Here is a 19,460-nt window from a genome sequence, read left to right on the forward strand (position 1 = left end):
GTGAAGACCGTCCCGCCGCCCGAGGTGGTGAGGGCTGCCGAGGCGAGCCCGCTGCGGCGGTGGGCGCCGCTGGTCGGCGTGGCCGTCATCGTCCTCTACTGTCTGGCGCCGTTCTACTGGATGGCCGTCTCGGCGTTCCGGCGTCCGAGCGACCAGTTCTCCAACAAGATCATCCCGGCGCCGTTCTCGTTCCAGAATTTCAAGGATGTGTTCAGCGCGAGCAACGGCTTCGGCCGGGGTCTGCTGAACAGCCTGATCGTGGCCGGCACCGTGACGATCCTGACCCTGGTCATCGGGATGGTCGCGGCGTACACGCTGGCCCGGCTGGACTTCCGCTTCAAGAACGCGGTGCTGGCGATCATCATCACCACGTCGATGTTCCCCGGCATCTCGCTGGTGATCCCGCTGCTGAAGCTGTTCATCAACATCAAGTGGATCAACACCTACCAGGCGATGATCGTGCCCAGCCTGTCGTTCGCACTGCCGCTGGCGGTGTGGAACCTGACCGCGTTCTTCCGGCAGATGCCGCGCGAACTCGAGCAGGCGGCGATGGTCGACGGCTGTACGCCGGCGCAGGCGTTCCGCAAGGTGATCATCCCGCTGGCGGCACCCGGTGTGTTCACCACGGCGATCATCACCTTCATCGCCGCGTGGAACGAGTTCCTGATCGCGCTGAGCATGACCAACAAGAAGTCGATCCAGACGGCGAACGTGATCATCTCCCAGTTCACCGGAACGACCGGCCGGGACCAGCCGTTCGGCAGCCAGATGGCCGCCGGCGTGGTGGTCACGATCCCGCTCGTGATCGCTGTCCTCATCTTCCAGCGCCGCATCGTCGCCGGCCTCACCGCTGGCGGCGTCAAGTAGTTGCCTGGGCGGGCTGGGTGCAGCAGTCCCAGCCCGCCCAGGCTTGCAACAACGTGCAATTGCAGGCGGTGGCGTTGACCGAGCGACTAGACCCTCGCGACTGTTGGCGATGACATTGTTTCATCGCTGGGAGGGCAGTCAGTGAAAGTCAAACTGTTGATTGCGGGGGCGGTATTACTGGCTTCGGTCGGAGTCGCGGGCCAAGCGCAGGCGGCGACTTCGCCCCACGCTCCGGTCGCGCCCAGCGCGGCACAGGCCGCTGGTGCTTGCTGGGGAGAGGTGTACGCGCCGCACATCACCACAAATCCGCCGAGCTACCGGACATTGATCGACGCCGGCGCGAAGCAGTACTGCACCGGCGAATTTCTTCAGCAGAAGGTACGAGTCGCATTAGAGAAGCTCGACTACTACGGTCACTATGGTCTGGTCTCCTATCGCGACAGTGCTGCTACGACCGGTTACGCCAACTACTCTGGTCTTTCGGTCGATTGTGCGACCAATGGATCCGGTACCTATCGGTCCCGCGGGTCCGGCACGGTATGGCTGTACTCAGGTCAGCCCATCACCCGGACTAAGTACACCTCCGGTGTCGCGATCAGGTGCTGAGTAGAGTCGATGTCGCCGTCAGAGTTGCCTAGGAGGGCCGTGTGACCACTGCAAGGTGGGAGATGCGCTGGGGACCGGGAGTCGATGACGATCCGCCTTTCCACGACTCGCCGCATCTGCGGGGCCAGGCAGGCTGGTGGTCTTCGACCCAGCAGCTCCGCGTGCGGCTGCGTGGGGACGAGTTCTGGTACCGCGTCTGGCGGACGGCGTCCGGGCGGCTCAGAGTCGAGACGGACACCGGTGACCAGCTTTTGATCCGGACCGGCGAGTGGGCTTACCTGGATTTCGTCGACGGAGTGCCGGTGCGGATTTCTTTGGACGGTCCGATCCCGACCAGCCGCGAGGTCGGCGTACTGGTCGGTGTGATGGACGCTGTGGAATCCTTCGTCGGCGCGTTCGGGTGGCTCGGCCTCGGTGAGGATCTCCGGTGGCAAGAACATGAGTCTTTCGACATCACCGTCGGGCGGACGGCGCTTGTGCTGACCAGCTCCGGTGCCGGAGATGTCGAGATTTCCATCGACCGTGCGACCGGCCAGGTGCTACGGCTGTCGGCACCTGGCACCGAGATCTCGGTCGAGCAAATGGAAGAGCTTTCGGTGACGGACAACAGCATGTTCGACTGGCACGGTGATTGGCGCGAGCCGACCTGAGCCGGCCTGACCGCGGGCGGCGTGAAGTAGTGGTCCGGGCGGCGTAAGGTCGCAGACGACACCCGGAGGTGTGAAATGAGCTACGGAGACGAGCGGAACCGGCGCGATCGCGAAGACCGGGACCGCCGGGACCGCGAGGAGCAGGACCGCCGGGACCGTGAGGAACGGGACCGTCGTGATCGCGAAGACCGGGACCGCCGGCGCTGAGCGAAGGACACCGGGAGGCCGGGGCCGACAAGCCCCGGCCTCCTTTCGTTGTCAGACCTTCAGCCAGGCGGTGGCGTCGGCGGGCAGTTTGCCGTCGGCCAGCGGCTCGCTCGACAGCAGTACTTCGGCGTCGGCGGGCAGGTCGATCGGGCCGGCGCCCAGGTTCACCACGCACCGGAAGCCCGGCTCTCGGGTGAACGAGAGAACCCCGGCCGGAGCGTCCGCGTCCCAGCTGAGCCGGCCTTCGCCGAGTGCTTCCTCAGCCCGCCGGATCCGCAGCGCCGCCTTGTACAGCGAGAGGTGGCTGTCCGGGTCGGCCGCCTCGGCCTCGGCGGTCAGCGGAGCCCAGTCGGCCGGCTGCGGCAGCCACGGCTGCCCGTCACCGCTGCCGAACCCGTACGGCGGTTCGCTGCCGCTCCACGGAATCGGCACCCGGCAACCGTCGCGACCGCGCACGGTGTGCCCCGACCGCTCCCAGGTCGGATCGTCCAGTACCTCTTCCGGCAGGTCCTCGACCTCGGGCAGACCGAGCTCGTCGCCCTGGTAGATGTACGCACCACCGGGAAGCGCGAGCTCGAGCAACGCGGCCGCGCGGGCCCGGCGCCGGCCGAGTTCGAGATCCGTCGGGACCACACCGGCGCCCTCGAGAGCCTCCCGCTGGTCGCGGCCGTAGCGGGTGCGGTGCCGGATGGTGTCGTGGTTGCTCAGCACCCAGGTCGCCGGTGCGCCGACGGCCCACAGGTTCTCGGTGGTGTGGTCGATCACCTCCCGGAGTTCCTTGGCGTCCCAGGCACACCGCAGTACGTCGAAGTTGAACGCGGAGTGCAACTCGTGGGGTCGCACGTACTGCGCCAGTCGCTCGGCCGGCGACAACCAGGCTTCGGCGACGAACACGCGCGGGCCTTGCGGCGTATCGGCGTACTCGTCCGCGATCGCGCGCCAGCGCTCGTGGATCTTGTGCACCCCGGGCTGGTCGTAGAAGGGGTTGCCGACGTACTTCTCCCGGGTCGGCTCACCGTCGCGCAGCGGTACGTCGGGGAGCGTGGGGTCCTTGGCCATCGAGTCGGCCACGTCGATCCGGAAGCCGTCGATGCCGCGGTCGAACCAGAACCGCAGGATCGAGTCGAACTCGGCGATCACGTCGGGATGGTCCCAGTTCCAGTCCGGCTGGGAGATGTCGAACAGGTGCAGGTACCACTGCCCGTCCTCGATCTGCTGCCAGGCCGGCCCACCGAACGCGGCCGGCCAGTTGGTCGGCGGCAGGCCGCCCTCCTTGCCGTCGCGGAACCAGAACCGGTCGCGTTCCGGCGACCCCTTGCCGGCGGCCAGCGCGGCCTTGAACCACGGGTGCTCCCACGAGCAGTGGTTCGGTACCAGGTCGATCAGGATCCGGATCCCGAGCGCGTGCGCCTCCGCGATCAGCGCGTCCGCGTCGGCCAGCGTGCCGAACTCCGGGTTGATGTCGCGGTAGTCGGACACGTCGTAGCCGCCGTCGAGCAGCGGGGACGGGTACCACGGGCTGATCCAGATCGCGTCGATGCCCAGGTCGGCCAGGTACGGCAGCCGGGCCCGGATCCCGTTCACGTCGCCCGTCCCGTCACCGTCCGCGTCGGCGAACGACCGCGGGTACACCTGGTACACGACGGCGCTGCGCCACCAGTCGTCAACTGGTCTGCTCGCTTGTTCAGTCATGGCATCCAGCCTTTCACGCGCCCGCAAGTGGGCTGTGACAGTCGTCTCAGCGCGTACCCCGACTGTCGCCGCGGTGGTGGAGGTGGCTAGTCTCAGGCAACGGAACGCGCCGGCGACCGTGCCCCAGCACACCTTTTCGTGCACCGCAACAGTCACCTGTCGTCGCGGCCCACCCCGAACAGGCGAGAGAGGGACCACAGTCGTGGATCTGATGGAGTACCAGGCGAAGACTGTCTTCGCCAAGCACGGTGTGCGGACGACGGTCGGTGAGGTCGTCACCACGCCCGAGGAAGCCCGCGCCGCAGCCGAGAAGATCGGTGGCAAGGTGGTCGTCAAGGCCCAGGTGCTGACCGGTGGCCGGGGCAAGGCAGGCGGCGTCAAGCTCGCCTCCTCACCCGACGAGGCCGAAGAGCACGCCCGTGCGATCCTCGGCCTGGACATCAAGGGCCACGTGGTCCGGACGCTGAACATCGTCCCGGCCGCCGCGATCGCCGAGGAGTACTACTTCTCCTTCCTGATCGACCGGGCCAACCGCAACTACCTGTGCATCGCCTCCGCCGCCGGCGGGATGGAGATCGAGGAGGTCGCGCACACGAACCCCGACGCGGTCGCCAAGATCTCGATCGACCCGGCGACCGGTGTCGACGAGGCGAAGGCCCGCGAGATCGCCGAGCAAGCCGGCTACCCGGCCGACGTGCTCGATGTCGCGGCGGTCGAGATCGCCAAGCTGTACCAGGTCTTCGTCACCGAGGACGCCTCGCTGGTCGAGGTGAACCCGCTGGTCAAGCTGGCCGACGGCTCCATGGAAGCCCTCGACGGCAAGGTCACCCTGGACGAGAACGCGGACTTCCGGCACCCCGAGCACGCCGCCTTCGCGGACACCTCGGCCGAGGACCCGCTGGAGGCGAAGGCCAAGGCCAAGGGCCTCAACTACGTGAAGCTCGACGGTTCGGTCGGCATCATCGGCAACGGCGCCGGGCTCGTGATGAGCACGCTGGACGTCGTGGCGTACGCCGGTGAGGAGTTCGGCGGCGTCAAGCCGGCCAACTTCCTCGACATCGGTGGCGGCGCCTCGGCCGAGGTGATGGCGAACGGCCTGGAGATCATCATCTCCGACCCGCAGGTGGAGAGCGTCTTCGTCAACGTCTTCGGCGGTATCACCGCCTGTGACGCGGTCGCCAACGGCATCGTGCAGGCCTTCGAGCTGCTCGCCGGCCGCGACGAGCACGTGAGCAAGCCGCTGGTCGTCCGGCTGGACGGCAACAACGCCGAGGAGGGTCGCCAGATCCTCGACAACGCCGGCCTGGCCGGTCTCGAGCGCGTGGACACGATGGACGGCGCGGCCAAGCGGGCCGCCGAGCTGGCAGCGAAGTAAGGGACAACGGACATGTCGATCTTCCTCACCAAGGACAGCAAGGTCATCGTCCAGGGCATGACCGGCTCCGAGGGCACCAAGCACACCACCCGGATGCTTGCCTCCGGCACCAACATCGTCGGCGGCGTGACGCCCGGCAAGGGCGGCCAGTCAGTTCAATTCCCAGCTTTCGACGGCCAAGACACTGCGATCTCGGTCTTCGGGTCGGTCGCCGAGGCCGTCAAGGAGACCGGCGCGGACGTGTCGGTCGTCTTCGTGCCGCCGAAGTTCACCAAGGGCGCGGTCTTCGAGGCCATCGACGCCGGCGTCGCGCTGGTCGTCGTGATCACCGAAGGCGTCCCGGTGCACGACACCGCCGAGTTCTTCGCGCACGCGCAGGCGTCCGGCACGACCCGGATCATCGGCCCGAACTGCCCGGGCATCATCACCCCGGGTGAGTCCAACGTCGGCATCATCCCGGCCAGCATCGCGGGTGCGGGCCGGATCGGTCTGGTGTCGAAGTCGGGCACGCTGACCTACCAGATGATGTACGAGCTGCGCGACTTCGGGTTCTCCACGGCGATCGGGATCGGTGGCGACCCGATCATCGGGACGACCCACATCGACGCGCTGCGGGCGTTCCAGGACGACCCGGACACCGACGCGATCGTGATGATCGGTGAGATCGGTGGCGACGCCGAGGAGCGGGCGGCCGCGTTCATCAAGGAGAACGTGACCAAGCCGGTCGTCGGCTATGTCGCGGGCTTCACCGCACCCGAGGGCAAGACGATGGGCCACGCCGGCGCCATCGTGTCCGGTTCCTCCGGTACGGCGGCCGCCAAGCAGGAGGCCCTCGAGGCCGTCGGCGTCAAGGTCGGCAAGACGCCGTCCGAGACGGCCAACCTGATGCGCGCGATCATGCAGGACCTGAGCAAGTAGTACGCAGTACACAACAGCGGCCCCGGGATTCCCGGGGCCGTTCTTGTTTGCCCGAAGGATTTACTTGTACGCCGTGCAGCGCTCGGCGGCACGGACGAGCACGTCGGCGAAGGCGCTGTCGCTGATGTCGAGGTTCTTCAGCACCGGGAAGAGGATGTAGACCGCGTTCGACCCGTTGGAGGCGATCCCGATCCGGTAGGTGAAGACCTTGCCGCCGCCGGTGTCGTACGCCGCCCGCCAGGCCTCGCCCTTGATCGTGCCGACCGAGATCGTGTTCGTCGTCTTCACCTTCACGGCGTCGGAGGTCGCCTTGGCGCAACTGTCCACGTTCTTGCGGATCGCGGTGACGAAGGCGGTCGCCGCCGTCGCATTGGCATAGCTCGACACCGTCTCGTCCAGACCGAACTCGGTCGGTACGTCGGCGTCCGGCGTCACGTAGGTGAGCGACTTGTACCCCGTCGCCTTCGCCTTCTTCAGGTCGATCTTCTCGCAGCCGGTGCCGGCCCGGGTCGTGGTGCTCGCGCTCACCCAGGGCTTGTTCACCGATGTCAGCACGGGCAGGTCGATCGGCGCCATGAAGCCGGCCGACTCGTTGCTCGGGAGCAGCGCGGGTGTCGCGGTCGGCGTACCGGTCGTGCAGTTGGCGCCGGGTTGGTCGCAGATCCGCTTCAGCCCGGCGCCCGCAGTACTGAGCACGCCGTCGGGTTTGGGTACTGCGGTGCCCGCGCTGTCGTGTTCGAGCACCATCGTGGCCTGGCCGGCCGTGGTCACCGAGATGGTCTTGTAGTTGCTGGTCTTCTCGCCGGTCGGCTGGCCGAAGACCGCGACGATGCCGCGCTCGCCGAGCCCGGTGGTGGTGTAGCTGGCGATCAGGCGCACCTGCGGCGTGAGGCAGCCGCTGAGCCAGCCGGTGATCGTCGCGTAGGTCTTGTCCGCCGCGCCGGAGTCGTTCGAGACCTCGACGTACTGGACCGCGGACTCCTTGGTGGCCGCGTTGCGGAAGGTGCGGACCCAGGTCCGGATGCCGGCCGGGTCGGCGAAGCGTTGCGGCTGGCAGACGAACGACTTGTCCGGCGCGGTGCTGCCGTCGGCGGTGGCAGCGATCGCCCACGCCCCGGCCGGGCTCAGCGACTTGGCGGTCGGAACGTCGATCAGCGACTTCGGATCGGACAGCAGATCGGCGGACTTGTCGTCGCCGGTACCGGCCTTGGAGCCGGGGGAGTCGCCACCACCGAACGCGTTGACGGCGGCGATGCCACCGCCACCGACCAGGATCAGGACAGCCGCGCCGGCGCCGATCAGCTGGTTACGGCGGCGGGCCTGCGCCCGGCGTGCCTGCCGAGCCGCGGCACGACTACCGCCGCGTGGCGCGCGGTGGGAACCCGACACTCGCTCTCGACCTCCTGACTGATTCCGCCCGACGGTACCCGGTGGCCCGGCATACACCCGGAGAGCCAGCCTGCCGAAGTCTTCCATACCTCGGCGTGTCCGCACGAGCGGTCCCCTCTCCGCGGGCGACGATGGAGCTCAGATGACCGACATGCTGAGCCGCCCAGGCAGCCGTGACGGCGGATCCCCGCAGCCGCCCGACCCGTCCGTCGCCGCACCGACGAAACCGGTGCTGCTGTCGGCCGTGATCGGCGCCGGCGCCTGCCTGCTGACCGGTCTGCTGGCGTGTGCCGCGGTCGCGGTCATCGGCTGGCTCGCGGCCTCCTTCGGCGGCGCCTCCGGGGCCGTCCGCGCCGGTGCCACGGTGTGGCTGGTCGCCCACAAAGCCGGTGCGACGTTCGGTGGCGGCTCTGTGACGATCGCTCCGCTCGGGCTGACCCTGTTCCTGGGCTGGTGCCTGTACCGCGCCGGCCGGTTCACCGCCCGGGTCAGTGGGGCCGACAAGACCGGCGAGCTGGCCGTCGCTTCCGGAGCTCTCGCGGTCACCTACGGGCTTGGTGCGCTGATCATTGCCCTGCTGACGTCGGACAACACCGTCAAGGTGTCGCCCGTGTCGGCGTTCCTCGGCGCTGCCACTCTGGCGATCGTGGCCGGCACGGCTGGGGTCCTGGTGGAGTCAGGTGCCGCAGCGGACATCGCCGATGCGACCCCGACCGGCCTGCGTGACGCAGTACCAGCTGCTGCCGCCGCAGTACTCACAGTGATCGCCACTGCCTCACTCCTGTACGCCGTGATCCTGGCGATCCACTTCTCGCGGGTCACCTCGATGCTGGAGCTCCTGGACGCTGGCGTGGTCGGCTCGGTCGTACTGTTCGCGCTCTGCCTGATGCTGCTGCCCAACGTCCTGCTGTACGTCGTGGCGTTCGTCGCCGGCCCTGGCTTCCAGCTCGGCGTGGGGACGTCGGTCGCACCGACCGGCGTCGTGGTGGGGAATCTTCCCGCGCTGCCGCTGCTGGCCGCAGTACCGGCTGACGGTGCTACGTCGACGTACCTGCTCGTGCTGACTGCTGTGGTGCCACTGGCCGCCGGTGTGGTCGCTGGGCTGGTGATCACGCGGCGCGGGCTGAAGACGGTGGAGGCCGAGGCGCTCGGATGGGACGCCTTCGCGCTGCGAGGGGCGATCGCGGCCCTGCTCGGCGGAATCGCACTGCTCGTGCTGATGGTGCTCGCGGGCGGAGCGGCCGGACCGGGCCGGATGGCCGAGGTGGGCATCCCGGGCGCGATTCCGGCGGCCGGGGTGCTGACGGCCGGGATGGCGATCGGCGCGGCGATCACGGCCGGTGTCGTCGCGGCCCGGCGTCCCGCGGTACCGGAGGCCGACACCGGGCCCGGTGACCTCGAACGATAGGGTTTGCCGGGTGACAGACCCGAATGCCCCCGCGCGTCTGGTCGTGCTGATCTCGGGTTCCGGTTCGAACCTGCAAGCACTGCTGGACGCCTGCGAAGACCCGGCGTACGGCGCGCAGGTGGTCGCCGTCGGCGCGGATCGCGAGGGGATCGCCGGGCTCGACCGGGCCACCGCCGCGGGCGTGCCGACGTTCGTGCACAAGGTGAAGGACCACGCCGAACGCGCTGCGTGGGACCGTGCGCTGACGGCCTCCGTCGCGGAGTACAAGCCTGATCTGGTCATCTCGGCCGGGTTCCTGAAGCTGGTCGGCGACGACTTCCTCGGGGCGTTCGGCGATCGCTACATCAACACCCACAACGCGCTGCTGCCCGCGTTCCCCGGGATCCACGGGCCTCGCGACGCGCTCGAGTACGGCGTCAAGGTGGCCGGCGCGACCCTGTTCTTCGTCGACGGCGGCGTCGACACCGGGCCGATCATCAGCCAGGTCGTCGTGCCCGTCGAGGACGACGACACCGAAGAAACCCTGACCGAACGGATCAAGGAGGTCGAACGCCGCCAGCTGGTGGAGTGGGTCGGCCGGCTGGTCCGCGACGGCTGGACCATCACCGGACGAAAGGTTCGACTGAAGTGAGCACCGACCGCAGGCCGATCCGCCGGGCGCTGATCAGCGTCTACGACAAGACCGGTCTGGAGGAGCTCGCGAAGGCGCTGTCCGACGCCGGGGTCCAACTGGTGTCGACCGGCTCCACCGCCGCCCGGATCGCGGCGGCCGGCGTACCGGTGACCAAGGTGGAAGACCTCACCGGGTTCCCCGAGTGCCTGGACGGGCGGGTGAAGACGCTGCACCCGAAGGTGCACGCCGGTCTGCTCGCCGACGTCCGCAAGCCCCACCACGTCGAGCAGCTCGCGGAGATGCGCGTCGAGCCGTTCGACCTGCTGATCAGCAACCTGTACCCGTTCAGCGAGACGGTCGCCTCCGGCGCGTCCGTGGACGAGTGTGTCGAGCAGATCGACATCGGTGGTCCGTCGATGGTCCGCGGCGCCGCCAAGAACCACGCGAACGTCGCCGTGGTGACCTCGCCTTCGCAGTACGACGATGTCTATGCCGTGCTTGGCGAGGGTGGGTTCTCGTTGGAGCAGCGGCAGCGGCTGGCTGCTGCGGCCTTCGTGCACACCGCGGAGTACGACGTGGCTGTGGCGTCCTGGATGGGCAACGTGCTCACCGATACCTCTGAGGGCTCGGGCTTCCCGGCCTGGGTCGGCGCTTCGTGGGAGAAGAAGGCGGTCCTGCGGTACGGCGAGAACCCGCACCAGCCGGCGGCGCTCTACAGCAGCGGTGGAACCGGGCTGGCCTCTGCCGAGCAGCTGCACGGCAAGGAGATGTCGTACAACAACTACGTCGACGCGGACGCGGCCCGGCGTACGGCGTACGACTTCACTGAGCCGGCCGTCGCGATCATCAAGCATGCGAACCCGTGCGGTATCGCGGTCGGCAAGGACATCGCCGAGGCGCACCGGCGCGCCCACGAATGCGACCCGGTCTCGGCGTACGGCGGCGTGATCGCCACCAACCGTCCGGTCACGGTCGAGCTGGCCAAGCAGGTCGCGGAAATCTTCACCGAGGTACTGGTCGCGCCTGGGTTCGAAGACGGTGCGGTCGAGGTGCTGCAGGCGAAGAAGAACATCCGGCTGCTCGTCTGCGGTCCCGATTCGGCGGCTCAGCCGGTCGAGTTCCGCGCGATCAGCGGTGGGCTGCTGATGCAGCAGAAGGACGTCTTCCAGGCGGCTGGTGACGACCCGTCCGCTTGGCAGTTGGCCGCCGGTCCGGCCGCCTCGGACGAGGTGCTCGCCGACCTCGCCTTCGCGTGGAAGGCGTGCCGCGCGGTCAAGTCCAACGCGATCCTGCTCGCGGCCGACGGCGCCTCGGTCGGCGTCGGCATGGGCCAGGTCAACCGCGTCGACTCCTGCCGCCTCGCCGTCTCCCGCGCCGCCGACCGCGCCGCCGGATCGGTCGCGGCCTCCGACGCCTTCTTCCCCTTCCCGGACGGCCTCGAGGTCCTCATCGAGGCAGGCGTCAAAGCAGTCGTCCAGCCCGGCGGCTCCATCCGCGACGACGCAGCCATCGAAGCCGCCACCAAGGCCGGCATCACCATGTACTTCACCAACACCCGCCACTTCTTCCACTAGTACGACGTACTTTCACCACCCCCGCCTCTCCCAGGCAGGGGTGGTGTTTTCTTTCCCACGCGCCTTCCTCCGTCAGCCGCTCCCGCCCACCCGAAGTCGCGGCTCCTCCGTCGCCGCTCGACAACTGCTACCGCGCCGCCTCCTTCGTCGCAGGCTCCCGCCCGCCTCGGTCGCTCAACAACAGATCCCGCTCCGCCCGCGTCGCCGCTCAGCCCGCGCATCTCCTCATCGGGCGGTTCCACCCCACCCAAGTGTTCGAAGGCGTACTGGGCGATCTCGTGCACGATCTCCGCATCCGGTGCGACGGTCGATCTGATCTGCAGAAAATGCTTTCGATAGAGAGGTTGCTTAACTATTCGGCGGTGCTTATGGTGAGCGGGCTCGTTGTTCCTCGATCCGCCCGGTGGGGAGAACCATGTCGGTGAAACGTCGGAGCTTTGCGGCGCTGGTGGCAGTTGCGGTGACGGTCCCTCTCGGGGTGTCCGCGGTGCCTGCCGAGGCGCACAGTCAGAAGCGTGTTGTCGGGTACTACACCCAGTGGAGCGGCTACGACCGCAACTTCCTGGTCAGTGACCTGGCCAAGAACGGTACGGCCGCCAAACTCACCCAGCTGAACTACGCGTTCGGCTTTCTCGATGCCTCCGGCAACTGTGTGTCGAGCGACCCGTGGGCCGATTACCAGCGGCCGTTCACCGCGGAGCAGAGCGTCAGCGGCAAAGCCGACGAGGCCGGCCAGCCACTGGCCGGCAACCTGAATCAGTTGAAGCAGCTGAAGCAGAAGTTCCCGAAGCTCCGGATCAGCATCTCGCTCGGCGGCTGGACCGGTTCGAAGTACTTCTCGGACGCCGCGCTCACGCCGGCCTCGCGCGCCGCGCACGTGAAGTCCTGCCTGGACATGTGGCTCAAGGGCAACCTGCCCGGCGCTCCGGCCGGTGCCGCGAAGGGCATCTTCGACGGTGTCGACATCGACTGGGAGTGGCCGGCCAGTGAGGGCAACCCGGGCAACGTGATCCGTCCTGAGGACAAGCAGAATTTCACGGCTCTGGTGCACGAGTACCGCAAGCAGTTGGACCGCGCGTCCTGGCCGTTCCGCGGCCGGTACAACCTGACCGCCTTCCTGCCCGCCGCGCCGGAGCAGATCGACAACGGGTTCCAGGTCAAGCAGCTGTTCCGCGACCTGACCTTCGGTACGACGCAGGGCTACGACTACCACGGCTCGTGGGACCCGATCACCAACCAGCAGTCCGCGATCGACGCACCGAAGGGCGACCCCTCGACCGAGGAGTTCAGCTCGCAGGTGACGATCGACGCCTACCTCTCCCGCGGTGCACCGCGCGACCAACTCGTGATGGGTGTGCCGTTCTACAGCCGCGGCTGGACCGGCGTGACCAACCAGAACCACGGGTTGTTCCAGCCCGCCACGGGTCCCGCGCCGGCGACGTACGAAGCGGGCTACGAGGACTATCGGTTGCTGAAGGCAAAGGCTGACGGCTTCACGGTGTACCGCGACAACAAGGCCGGATTCGCCTGGCTGTTCGACGGTACGACGTTCTGGACCTGGGACGACCCGGTCGAGATGAAGCGCAAGGCGCAGTACATCTCCAAGCGGCACCTCGGCGGCGCGATGATCTGGTCGCTCGACGGCGATACCGCAAATGGCGAGCTGATTTCGGCTTTGCACCGTAATCTTCACTGAGTGGATCTAGCAGCTCTGACCGACCGGTTCGGCGCCACCCGCGCCGAGCCGGTCGACCTCGGATGGTCCGGCGCGACTGTCGTACGGCTCCGGCGTGCCACGGAAACCCTTTATTACAAGGCGGGCGCGGGCGTCGCCGAAGAAGCCGAACGGCTGAGTTGGCTGTCCGGCACGGAGATTCCCTGCCCTCGCGTGCTCGATCGCGGGGACGACTGGATGCTCACCACCGCGCTTCACGGCCGCGACGCCTCGCAGCCGTGGCCCGCCGCCGAGCGCCCCGCAGTTTTGGCTGCTGTCGCCGATGGGCTACGGCAGTTGCAGACGTTGACCGAGTCTCCGTTCGACTCGCCGTTCCCTGGGGCGCGCCAAGTCGTGACGCATGGCGACTACTGTGCGCCGAACGTCTTCATCGACCCCGAAACCCTGCGGTTCAGCGGCATCCTCGATCTCAGCCGGCTCGGCCTCGGTGACCCGTACGTCGACTTCGCACTGATGCACAAGAGCCTCAGCAACGGCCTCAACCCCCAGTACGGCGGCCCGCCGGCCGCCCGCGAGTTCGTAGTACTGGCCGGCGGCGACCCCGATGATCCGCGCATTCAGCACTACACAGACCTCGACGACACCGGCGACTACACGCCATGAACCATCCGCGGACCCGCCCGATGAGGCGGGCCCGCGGATGAGATCAGTTGGACTCGTGGAGGTCGGTGCCGAGGCCGTGGACGGCGGGGATGGTGCCGAGTTTGCCGGCCTGGAAGTCTTCGAAGGCCTGGATGACTTCGGCGCGGGTGTTCATCACGAACGGGCCGGCCATCGCGACGGGCTCGCGGATCGGGCGGCCGCCGAGGATGAGGACATCGAGGTTGGGCTCGGCCTGCGACTGCGAGAGGGCGGCCGCCGTACGGATCGTGTCGCCGGGGCCGAACAGCGCGAGCTGGCCCTTGCGGATCGGGCGGTGGTCGGCGCCGACCGTGCCTTGGCCGGCCAGCACGTAGACGAGCGCGTTGTAGTCGGGCTGCCAGGGCAGCACCAGCTCGGCACCCGGGCTGACTGTCGCGTGCACCAGCGTGATCGGGGTGTGCGTCGAACCGGGGCCGTCGTGGCCGTCGACCGAACCCGCGATGACCCGGATCAGCGCGCCGCCGTCCGCCGTCGAGAGCAGCGCGGAGTCGCCGCCGCGGATGTCCTGATAGCGAGGAGCCGCCCACTTCTGGGCTTTCGGCAGGTTCACCCAGAGCTGGATGCCGTGGAACAGGCCGCCGCTGAGGACCAGGTGCTCCGGCGGCGTCTCGATGTGCAGCAAGCCGGAGCCGGCCGTCATCCACTGGGTGTCGCCGTTGGAGATGACACCGCCGCCACCCTGGGAGTCCTGGTGCTCCATGATCCCGTCGAGCATGTACGTCACGGTCTCGAAGCCACGGTGCGGGTGCCACGGCGTGCCCTTGGGCTCACCCGGCGCGTACTCCACCTCGCCCATCTGGTCCATGTGGATGAACGGGTCGAGATCGCGCAGGTCGACCCCGGCGAAGGCGCGGCGTACCGGGAAGCCTTCCCCTTCGTAGCCGCTCGGCGCGGACGTCACCGACCGCACCGCACGCTCCTTGGCGACGGCAGGATCCGGCTGGTGGACACGCGGCAGCACGGTGATGTCGGAAACGGTCACGGCGGGCATGGTGGACTCCTCGCTGCTAGATAGTTCAAGAATAAACTATCCGACCCAACCCTGACAACCCCGCCCACATTCCCGTACTACGTACTGCCCGGCCGAGGCGAGCCCCCCAGCGCAGATCGGCCAATGCGGCGCTGGTCGGGGAAGGCGGCCCTGGTCGGGAAGGGGGCGCTGGTCGGGGAAAGCGGCAGCGAGGTGACGCGTTCGAGTGCTGCGCGGGAAGGTGCGGGGCGAGGTCGACGGACCGGGGAGCGGCACCTCCCCGGAACTGCAAGCGGGACTCCCCGAACTTCAGACGGGACTCCCCGAAACCGTGAGGCGCAGACAGCAAAGTGGAGATCCGGACAAGAAGCGGGGATCCGGACAAGACAGTCCGGACCCCCAAGTTGCTGTCCGAACCCCCGAGTTGCTGCCCGGATCCCGGGTTGCTGTCCCCTCCTCGAGGGCCCTTCGATGAGAACGGGCGGGTCAACTACCGCTGACGGGGTTACCCCACTGCTATAGGAGTGGGGTAACCCTTCGATGACGGGTGAACCCCCCCCGGGAGAGGGGCGAACCGGGGAGGTGGGTGCTTGGCCGGGTCGCCGGCGGTGGGGGTAATCGCCGTGGAGGTTGCCCCTGGTCTCCGGGAAACCAGCTGACCTTCCCCGCGGAGTCGCCCCGATCGTCTCGGGATGTGTCGAACCGGAGGTGGTGGTGGAGGTGGCGCCGGAGGTTCTTGCTCAGGCGGTCGATGTTCGGGCGGTGGGGTCGATCGCCGTGAGGGTATGTCCGGCGCGGTCAGAGGGTGTCCGAGAAGTCAGTCGACCGTGACGAGTTGCTTCTCCGAAGCAGCGGGCACCTGGAGGGTTTCGCCTTCGATGTCGACCTTGGGGGTGATGCGGTCGAGCCACTTCGGGAAGAACCAGGCTCGGTCGCCGAGGAGGGTGAGGACGGCGGGGACCAGCGTCATCCGGACGACGAAGGCGTCGATCAGGACGCCGATGGTGAGGCCGAAGCCGATCGTCTTGATGATCGGGTCCTCGGCGAACATGAACCCGGCGAAGACCGCGGCCATGATGAGCGCCGCCGCTGTCACCACCCGGGCGCCATGGCCGACACCTTCGATGGTCGCCTCGGTCGCGTGCCGTCCGTGCACGAACTCCTCCCGGACCCGGGACACGATGAACACCTCGTAGTCCATCGCCAGCCCGAACAGGATGCCCATCATGATGATCGGCAGGAAGCTGACCAGCGGCCCAGGCGAGTCGACGCCGAGCAGCGACGCGCCCCAGCCCTTCTGGAACACCGCCACGGTGATGCCGAACGTCGCACCGATGGTGAGCAGGAAGCCGAGCGTCGCCTTCAGCGGCACCAGGATCGAACGGAACGCCAGCATCAGCAGCAGGAACGACAACCCGATCACGACGAGCAGATAAAGCGGCAACGCTGCGGTCAGCTTGTTCGACACATCCACACCCACCGCGGTGTTGCCGGTGACGGCGACGTCGCCGAGCGGGTGGATCGACGTCCGCAGGTTCTTCACCAGGTCGGCGGTCTGCTCGCTGGCCGGACCGCCCGCCGGGATCACGCTCACCAACCGGGTCTTCCCGTCAGCACTCGCCGGCCCGGGCTGAACCGCGACGACGTCCTTGAGTCCCTTGGCCTTCCCGAGCACCTGCTCGACCAATGCACCCGCCGCGGCGGGGTTGTCAGCCCTGACCACAACCACCAGCGGCCCGTTCGCCCCCGGCCCGAAAGCCGCCGCCGTCAAGTCGTACGCCACCCGCTGATTGGTCCCGGCCGCGGCCGACGCGCCATCCGGCAGTGCCAGCCGCATGTCCTGCGTGGGAAGCGCCAGTACGCCGAGCCCGATGATGCCCACAGCAACAATCGGGACCCGGAATCGCGTCACCAACCGCGCCCAGCGGAATCCGAACCCATGAACAGCAGGAGCAGCAGCCCCACTCTTCCGCACCTTCCGTGGCAACACCCGCTGCCCGACGAACCCCAGCAGCGCAGGCAGCAGAGTCAACGCAACCAGTACTGCGGTAAGTACCGTGGCCGCCGCGGCCAGCCCCATCGCGGTCAGGAACGGAACTCCGACCAAACTCAACCCGGCAAGGGCAATCACGACGGTCGCACCAGCGAACAACACGGCCGACCCCGCGGTCGCGGTGGCTCGTGCGACCGACTCCTCCTCGTCCATTCCCGCCGCGAGCTGGGACCGGTGCCGCGAGCTGATGAACAGCGAATAGTCGATTCCCACCGCGAGCCCGAGCATCAACGCGAGGATCGGAGCCGTCGAGGAAACATCGACCACCGACGTGATCAGGAACAAGCCGGCCATCCCCGCAAGCACACCGGCGAGCGCAGTCAGCAAGGTCATTCCAGCAGCGACCAGCGATCCGAACGTGATCACCAGTACGAGAGCAGCGATCGCGACACCGATCACCTCGGTCACACCCATCGGCGGTGCTCCACCGACGATCTGGCCACCCGGAACCACCTGAAGGTCACCGGAGCTCAAGTGGTTCAGGTCGTCGTACGCCGTGGTGGTGCTCTTCGCCAGCTCGTCGGCGGGCTTGGTGAACTGCACGCTGATCAGGCCCGTCGTACCGTCCGGGCTGATTGCCTTGCTGGTAAAGGGATCCACCGCACCGACGACCTCGGGCAACTGGTTGGCCTTGGCAACGGTTGCGCCGACGGCCGCCTTCACGGCGGGAGTAGCGAGCGTCTGCCCGGCAGGTGCCTTCACGACGATGGTCGCCGAGGCGCCACTCGCGGCCGGCAGCTCTGTCTTCAAGGCGTCCAGCGCTCGCTGCGATTCGGTGCCGGGGATCGAGAAGGTGTTCGCCGTCTTGCCGCCGAGCGTCAGTGCGCCGACCCCGAGCAGGACCAGGACGAAGACCCAGATCGCCGTGACGATCCGGCGCCGCTGATAGGAGAACCGGCCGAGCCGGTACAGGAGGTTTGCCATGGCTGGTGCGTCCGTTCGCTGGAGGTAGGCGGTGGTCAGCGGTTCAGCCGGAGGATCCGGCGCAGGGCGGTGTCGCAGAGGGTGTGCAGTTCGGCGTCGGTGCGATCGCCGGGGTGCCGGCACTCGCCGAGCAGGCCGTTGATGGCGAACTTCGCCAGGTCGATCTCGAGCTGGTCGTCGGTGCCGCCGGCGAGGATCTCGGTCATCCGCATCCCGGCCGTGATCAGGTCGGCGAACTCGGGGTACTGCTCCATCGTGCTCAGCAGGTCCTGCAGCACGTTGATCAGTCCGCGGAACTCGACGGCGAGCTCGACGAACCGGGTCAGGGCGAATTCCTGCGCCGCCGCGGCCGGCATCCCGGCGGCCTGGTCGATCAGGTCGTTCAAGGCGATCCGCGAGGGTTCGAGCACGGCCGCCAGCACCGCCGGCTTGCCGTTGAAGTGGTAGAGCACGGTCGCTTTCGAGCAGCCGGCCGCGGTCGCGATGTCCTGCAGGGAGGTCGCGTCGTATCCCCGGCTGACGAACAGGGTCATGGCCTGCTGCTCGATCTCGCGCCGGGTCCGCTCCCGCGCCGGGGTGGTGGCTGCCATGCTCCCCACTATCCTGACCGATCGGCCAGTTTTCAACCGATCGGTCAGTTCTGTGTCCCAGCTCACCCGGCGACGGGGCCGCCGGGGTGCGTGGGAGGATCGGAGCGTGACGGCGGAGATTCTGGACGGCAAGGCGACCGCGGCGGCGATCAAGAGCGAGCTGGCGGTCCGGGTGGCGAAGCTGGCCGAGCAGGGCGTGGTGCCCGGCCTCGGCACGATCCTGGTCGGCGACGACCCCGGCAGCCGGGCGTACGTCGCGGGCAAACACCGGGATTGCGCGGCGGTCGGGATCGCCTCGATCGAGGTCGAGCTGCCCGCTACCGCGACCCAGGACGAGATCGCGGCCAAGGTGATCGAGCTGAACGAGAATCCGGCCTGCACCGGCTTCATCGTTCAGCTCCCGTTGCCGAAGCACGTCGACACCAACGAGATCCTCGGCCTGATCGACCCGGTCAAGGACGCGGACGGTCTGCATCCGGTCAGCCTCGGCAAACTGGTCCTCGGCCAGGACGGCCCGCTGCCCTGTACGCCGAAGGGCTGCGTCGAGATCCTCCGCCGGTACGACGTACCGATCGCCGGGGCGCACGTGGTCGTCGTCGGGCGCGGGGTCACGGCGGGACGCCCGATGGGGCTGCTGTTCACCCGGAAGTCGGAGAACGCGACCGTCACCCAGTGCCACACCGGCACCAAGGACCTGGGCGCTGTCGTCCGGACCGGTGACATCGTGATCGCCGCGGCCGGTTCGGCCGGCCTGATCACCGCGGACATGGTCAAGCCGGGTGCCGTCCTGCTCGACGTCGGCACCAGCCGCAGCGCCGAGGGCAAGATCGTCGGCGACATCGAGCCGGCCGCCCGCGAGGTGGCGAGCTGGATCGCGCCGATGCCGGGCGGGATCGGCCCGATGACCCGCGCGATGCTGCTCACCAACGTGGTGGAGGCGGCCGAAGCCGCTCTCGCCGGCTGATGGCGGGCGAGGCACAGCGCCGCAGCGAGTGGCCGTTGGCGTTGTCGGTGATCGTGGCCGCGGCCGGTCTGGTGATTCTCACCTTCTACGACTGGCGCAACGGCATCCTGCTCTTCGCCGGTGGAGTGCTGCTGGCCGGCCTGCTCCGGGCCGCCCTCGGCGACGACGCGGCCGGGTTGCTGCACGTCCGCAGCCGGATGTTCGACACTGCCCTCCTCCTCGGCGTGGGAGCCACCATCCTGCTGCTGGGCCTGATCGTTCCCAGTTGACGTCAACCTGGCGG

General features: G+C 68.2%; 17 protein-coding genes. 12 read left to right on the top strand and 5 right to left on the bottom strand.

What is annotated here, in order from left to right:
* The first annotated feature begins 120 nt into the window (after nucleotides 1–120).
* The 3 genes from DIZ26_RS26495 to DIZ26_RS37990 all read left to right on the top strand — a co-directional run bounded on the left by DIZ26_RS26495 (nucleotide 121) and on the right by DIZ26_RS37990 (nucleotide 2,123).
* On the top strand, nucleotides 121–867 hold the full coding sequence (locus tag DIZ26_RS26495) for a carbohydrate ABC transporter permease (protein WP_198676322.1): 747 nt from the start codon (nucleotides 121–123) through the stop codon (nucleotides 865–867).
* 141 nt (nucleotides 868–1,008) lie between these two features.
* On the top strand, nucleotides 1,009–1,473 hold the full coding sequence (locus DIZ26_RS26500) for a hypothetical protein (protein ID WP_157979824.1): 465 nt from the start codon (nucleotides 1,009–1,011) through the stop codon (nucleotides 1,471–1,473).
* Nucleotides 1,474–1,514: 41 nt separating this feature from the next.
* On the top strand, nucleotides 1,515–2,123 hold the full coding sequence (locus DIZ26_RS37990) for a hypothetical protein (RefSeq protein WP_198676298.1): 609 nt from the start codon (nucleotides 1,515–1,517) through the stop codon (nucleotides 2,121–2,123).
* 258 nt (nucleotides 2,124–2,381) lie between these two features.
* Here DIZ26_RS37990 and DIZ26_RS26510 read toward each other — a convergent pair whose 3' ends face one another.
* The gene (locus DIZ26_RS26510; RefSeq protein WP_112246290.1) at nucleotides 2,382–4,022 is read right to left on the bottom strand and encodes a glycoside hydrolase family 13 protein; all 1,641 of its coding nucleotides are present in this window, start codon (nucleotides 4,020–4,022) and stop codon (nucleotides 2,382–2,384) included.
* Nucleotides 4,023–4,224: 202 nt separating this feature from the next.
* Between DIZ26_RS26510 and sucC the strand changes: the two genes are divergently transcribed.
* On the top strand, nucleotides 4,225–5,397 hold the full coding sequence (gene sucC / locus DIZ26_RS26515; RefSeq protein WP_112246292.1) for an ADP-forming succinate--CoA ligase subunit beta: 1,173 nt from the start codon (nucleotides 4,225–4,227) through the stop codon (nucleotides 5,395–5,397).
* A gap of 12 nt (nucleotides 5,398–5,409) precedes the next feature.
* Entirely contained in the window at nucleotides 5,410–6,315 is a 906-nt protein-coding gene (gene sucD, locus DIZ26_RS26520) for a succinate--CoA ligase subunit alpha (RefSeq protein ID WP_112246294.1), read from the top strand.
* A gap of 60 nt (nucleotides 6,316–6,375) precedes the next feature.
* On the opposite strand, the gene DIZ26_RS26525 is transcribed toward sucD, so the two are convergent.
* Entirely contained in the window at nucleotides 6,376–7,704 is a 1,329-nt protein-coding gene (locus tag DIZ26_RS26525) for a hypothetical protein (RefSeq protein WP_232828612.1), read from the bottom strand.
* Nucleotides 7,705–7,846: 142 nt separating this feature from the next.
* Between DIZ26_RS26525 and DIZ26_RS26530 the strand changes: the two genes are divergently transcribed.
* From DIZ26_RS26530 to DIZ26_RS26550, 5 genes are all read left to right on the top strand, one after another.
* Nucleotides 7,847–9,112, top strand: a complete 1,266-nt coding sequence (locus tag DIZ26_RS26530; protein ID WP_112246296.1) for a cell division protein PerM — start codon at nucleotides 7,847–7,849, stop codon at nucleotides 9,110–9,112.
* 10 nt (nucleotides 9,113–9,122) lie between these two features.
* Nucleotides 9,123–9,743 carry a phosphoribosylglycinamide formyltransferase gene (purN, locus tag DIZ26_RS26535; protein WP_112246298.1) on the top strand — a complete coding sequence of 207 codons (621 nt, stop codon included), beginning with the start codon at nucleotides 9,123–9,125 and terminating at the stop codon, nucleotides 9,741–9,743.
* Nucleotides 9,740–11,299, top strand: a complete 1,560-nt coding sequence (purH, locus tag DIZ26_RS26540) for a bifunctional phosphoribosylaminoimidazolecarboxamide formyltransferase/IMP cyclohydrolase (protein WP_112246301.1) — start codon at nucleotides 9,740–9,742, stop codon at nucleotides 11,297–11,299. The genes purN and purH overlap by 4 nt, the downstream gene beginning before the upstream one ends.
* A gap of 415 nt (nucleotides 11,300–11,714) precedes the next feature.
* Nucleotides 11,715–12,995: a glycoside hydrolase family 18 protein gene (locus DIZ26_RS26545; RefSeq protein WP_112246303.1), complete on the top strand. Its 1,281-nt coding sequence runs from the start codon at nucleotides 11,715–11,717 to the stop codon at nucleotides 12,993–12,995.
* Complete coding sequence (locus DIZ26_RS26550) at nucleotides 12,996–13,637, top strand: phosphotransferase (RefSeq protein ID WP_112246305.1); 642 nt, start codon at nucleotides 12,996–12,998, stop codon at nucleotides 13,635–13,637.
* Between the two features lie 43 nt (nucleotides 13,638–13,680).
* Here the strand turns inward: DIZ26_RS26550 and DIZ26_RS26555 are convergent, their stop codons facing one another.
* The 3 genes from DIZ26_RS26555 to DIZ26_RS26565 form a co-directional block, all read right to left on the bottom strand.
* A complete protein-coding gene (locus DIZ26_RS26555; protein WP_112246307.1) occupies nucleotides 13,681–14,667 on the bottom strand; it encodes a pirin family protein in 987 nt (328 codons plus the stop codon).
* Nucleotides 14,668–15,463: 796 nt separating this feature from the next.
* On the bottom strand, nucleotides 15,464–17,623 hold the full coding sequence (locus tag DIZ26_RS26560; protein WP_112246309.1) for an MMPL family transporter: 2,160 nt from the start codon (nucleotides 17,621–17,623) through the stop codon (nucleotides 15,464–15,466).
* A 35-nt stretch (nucleotides 17,624–17,658) separates the two neighbouring features.
* Complete coding sequence (locus DIZ26_RS26565) at nucleotides 17,659–18,213, bottom strand: TetR/AcrR family transcriptional regulator (RefSeq protein ID WP_112246311.1); 555 nt, start codon at nucleotides 18,211–18,213, stop codon at nucleotides 17,659–17,661.
* A 106-nt stretch (nucleotides 18,214–18,319) separates the two neighbouring features.
* Between DIZ26_RS26565 and DIZ26_RS26570 the strand changes: the two genes are divergently transcribed.
* Both DIZ26_RS26570 and DIZ26_RS26575 read left to right on the top strand, forming a co-directional pair.
* Nucleotides 18,320–19,177 (top strand): bifunctional methylenetetrahydrofolate dehydrogenase/methenyltetrahydrofolate cyclohydrolase, encoded by an 858-nt coding sequence (locus DIZ26_RS26570; RefSeq protein WP_112246313.1) that lies wholly within the window; start codon nucleotides 18,320–18,322, stop codon nucleotides 19,175–19,177.
* Nucleotides 19,177–19,446: a DUF3017 domain-containing protein gene (locus tag DIZ26_RS26575; protein ID WP_112246315.1), complete on the top strand. Its 270-nt coding sequence runs from the start codon at nucleotides 19,177–19,179 to the stop codon at nucleotides 19,444–19,446. The genes DIZ26_RS26570 and DIZ26_RS26575 overlap by 1 nt, the downstream gene beginning before the upstream one ends.
* The last annotated feature ends 14 nt before the right edge of the window (nucleotides 19,447–19,460 follow it).

The organism is Kribbella monticola (assembly GCF_003261635.1).
GTDB lineage: Bacteria > Actinomycetota > Actinomycetes > Propionibacteriales > Kribbellaceae > Kribbella > Kribbella monticola.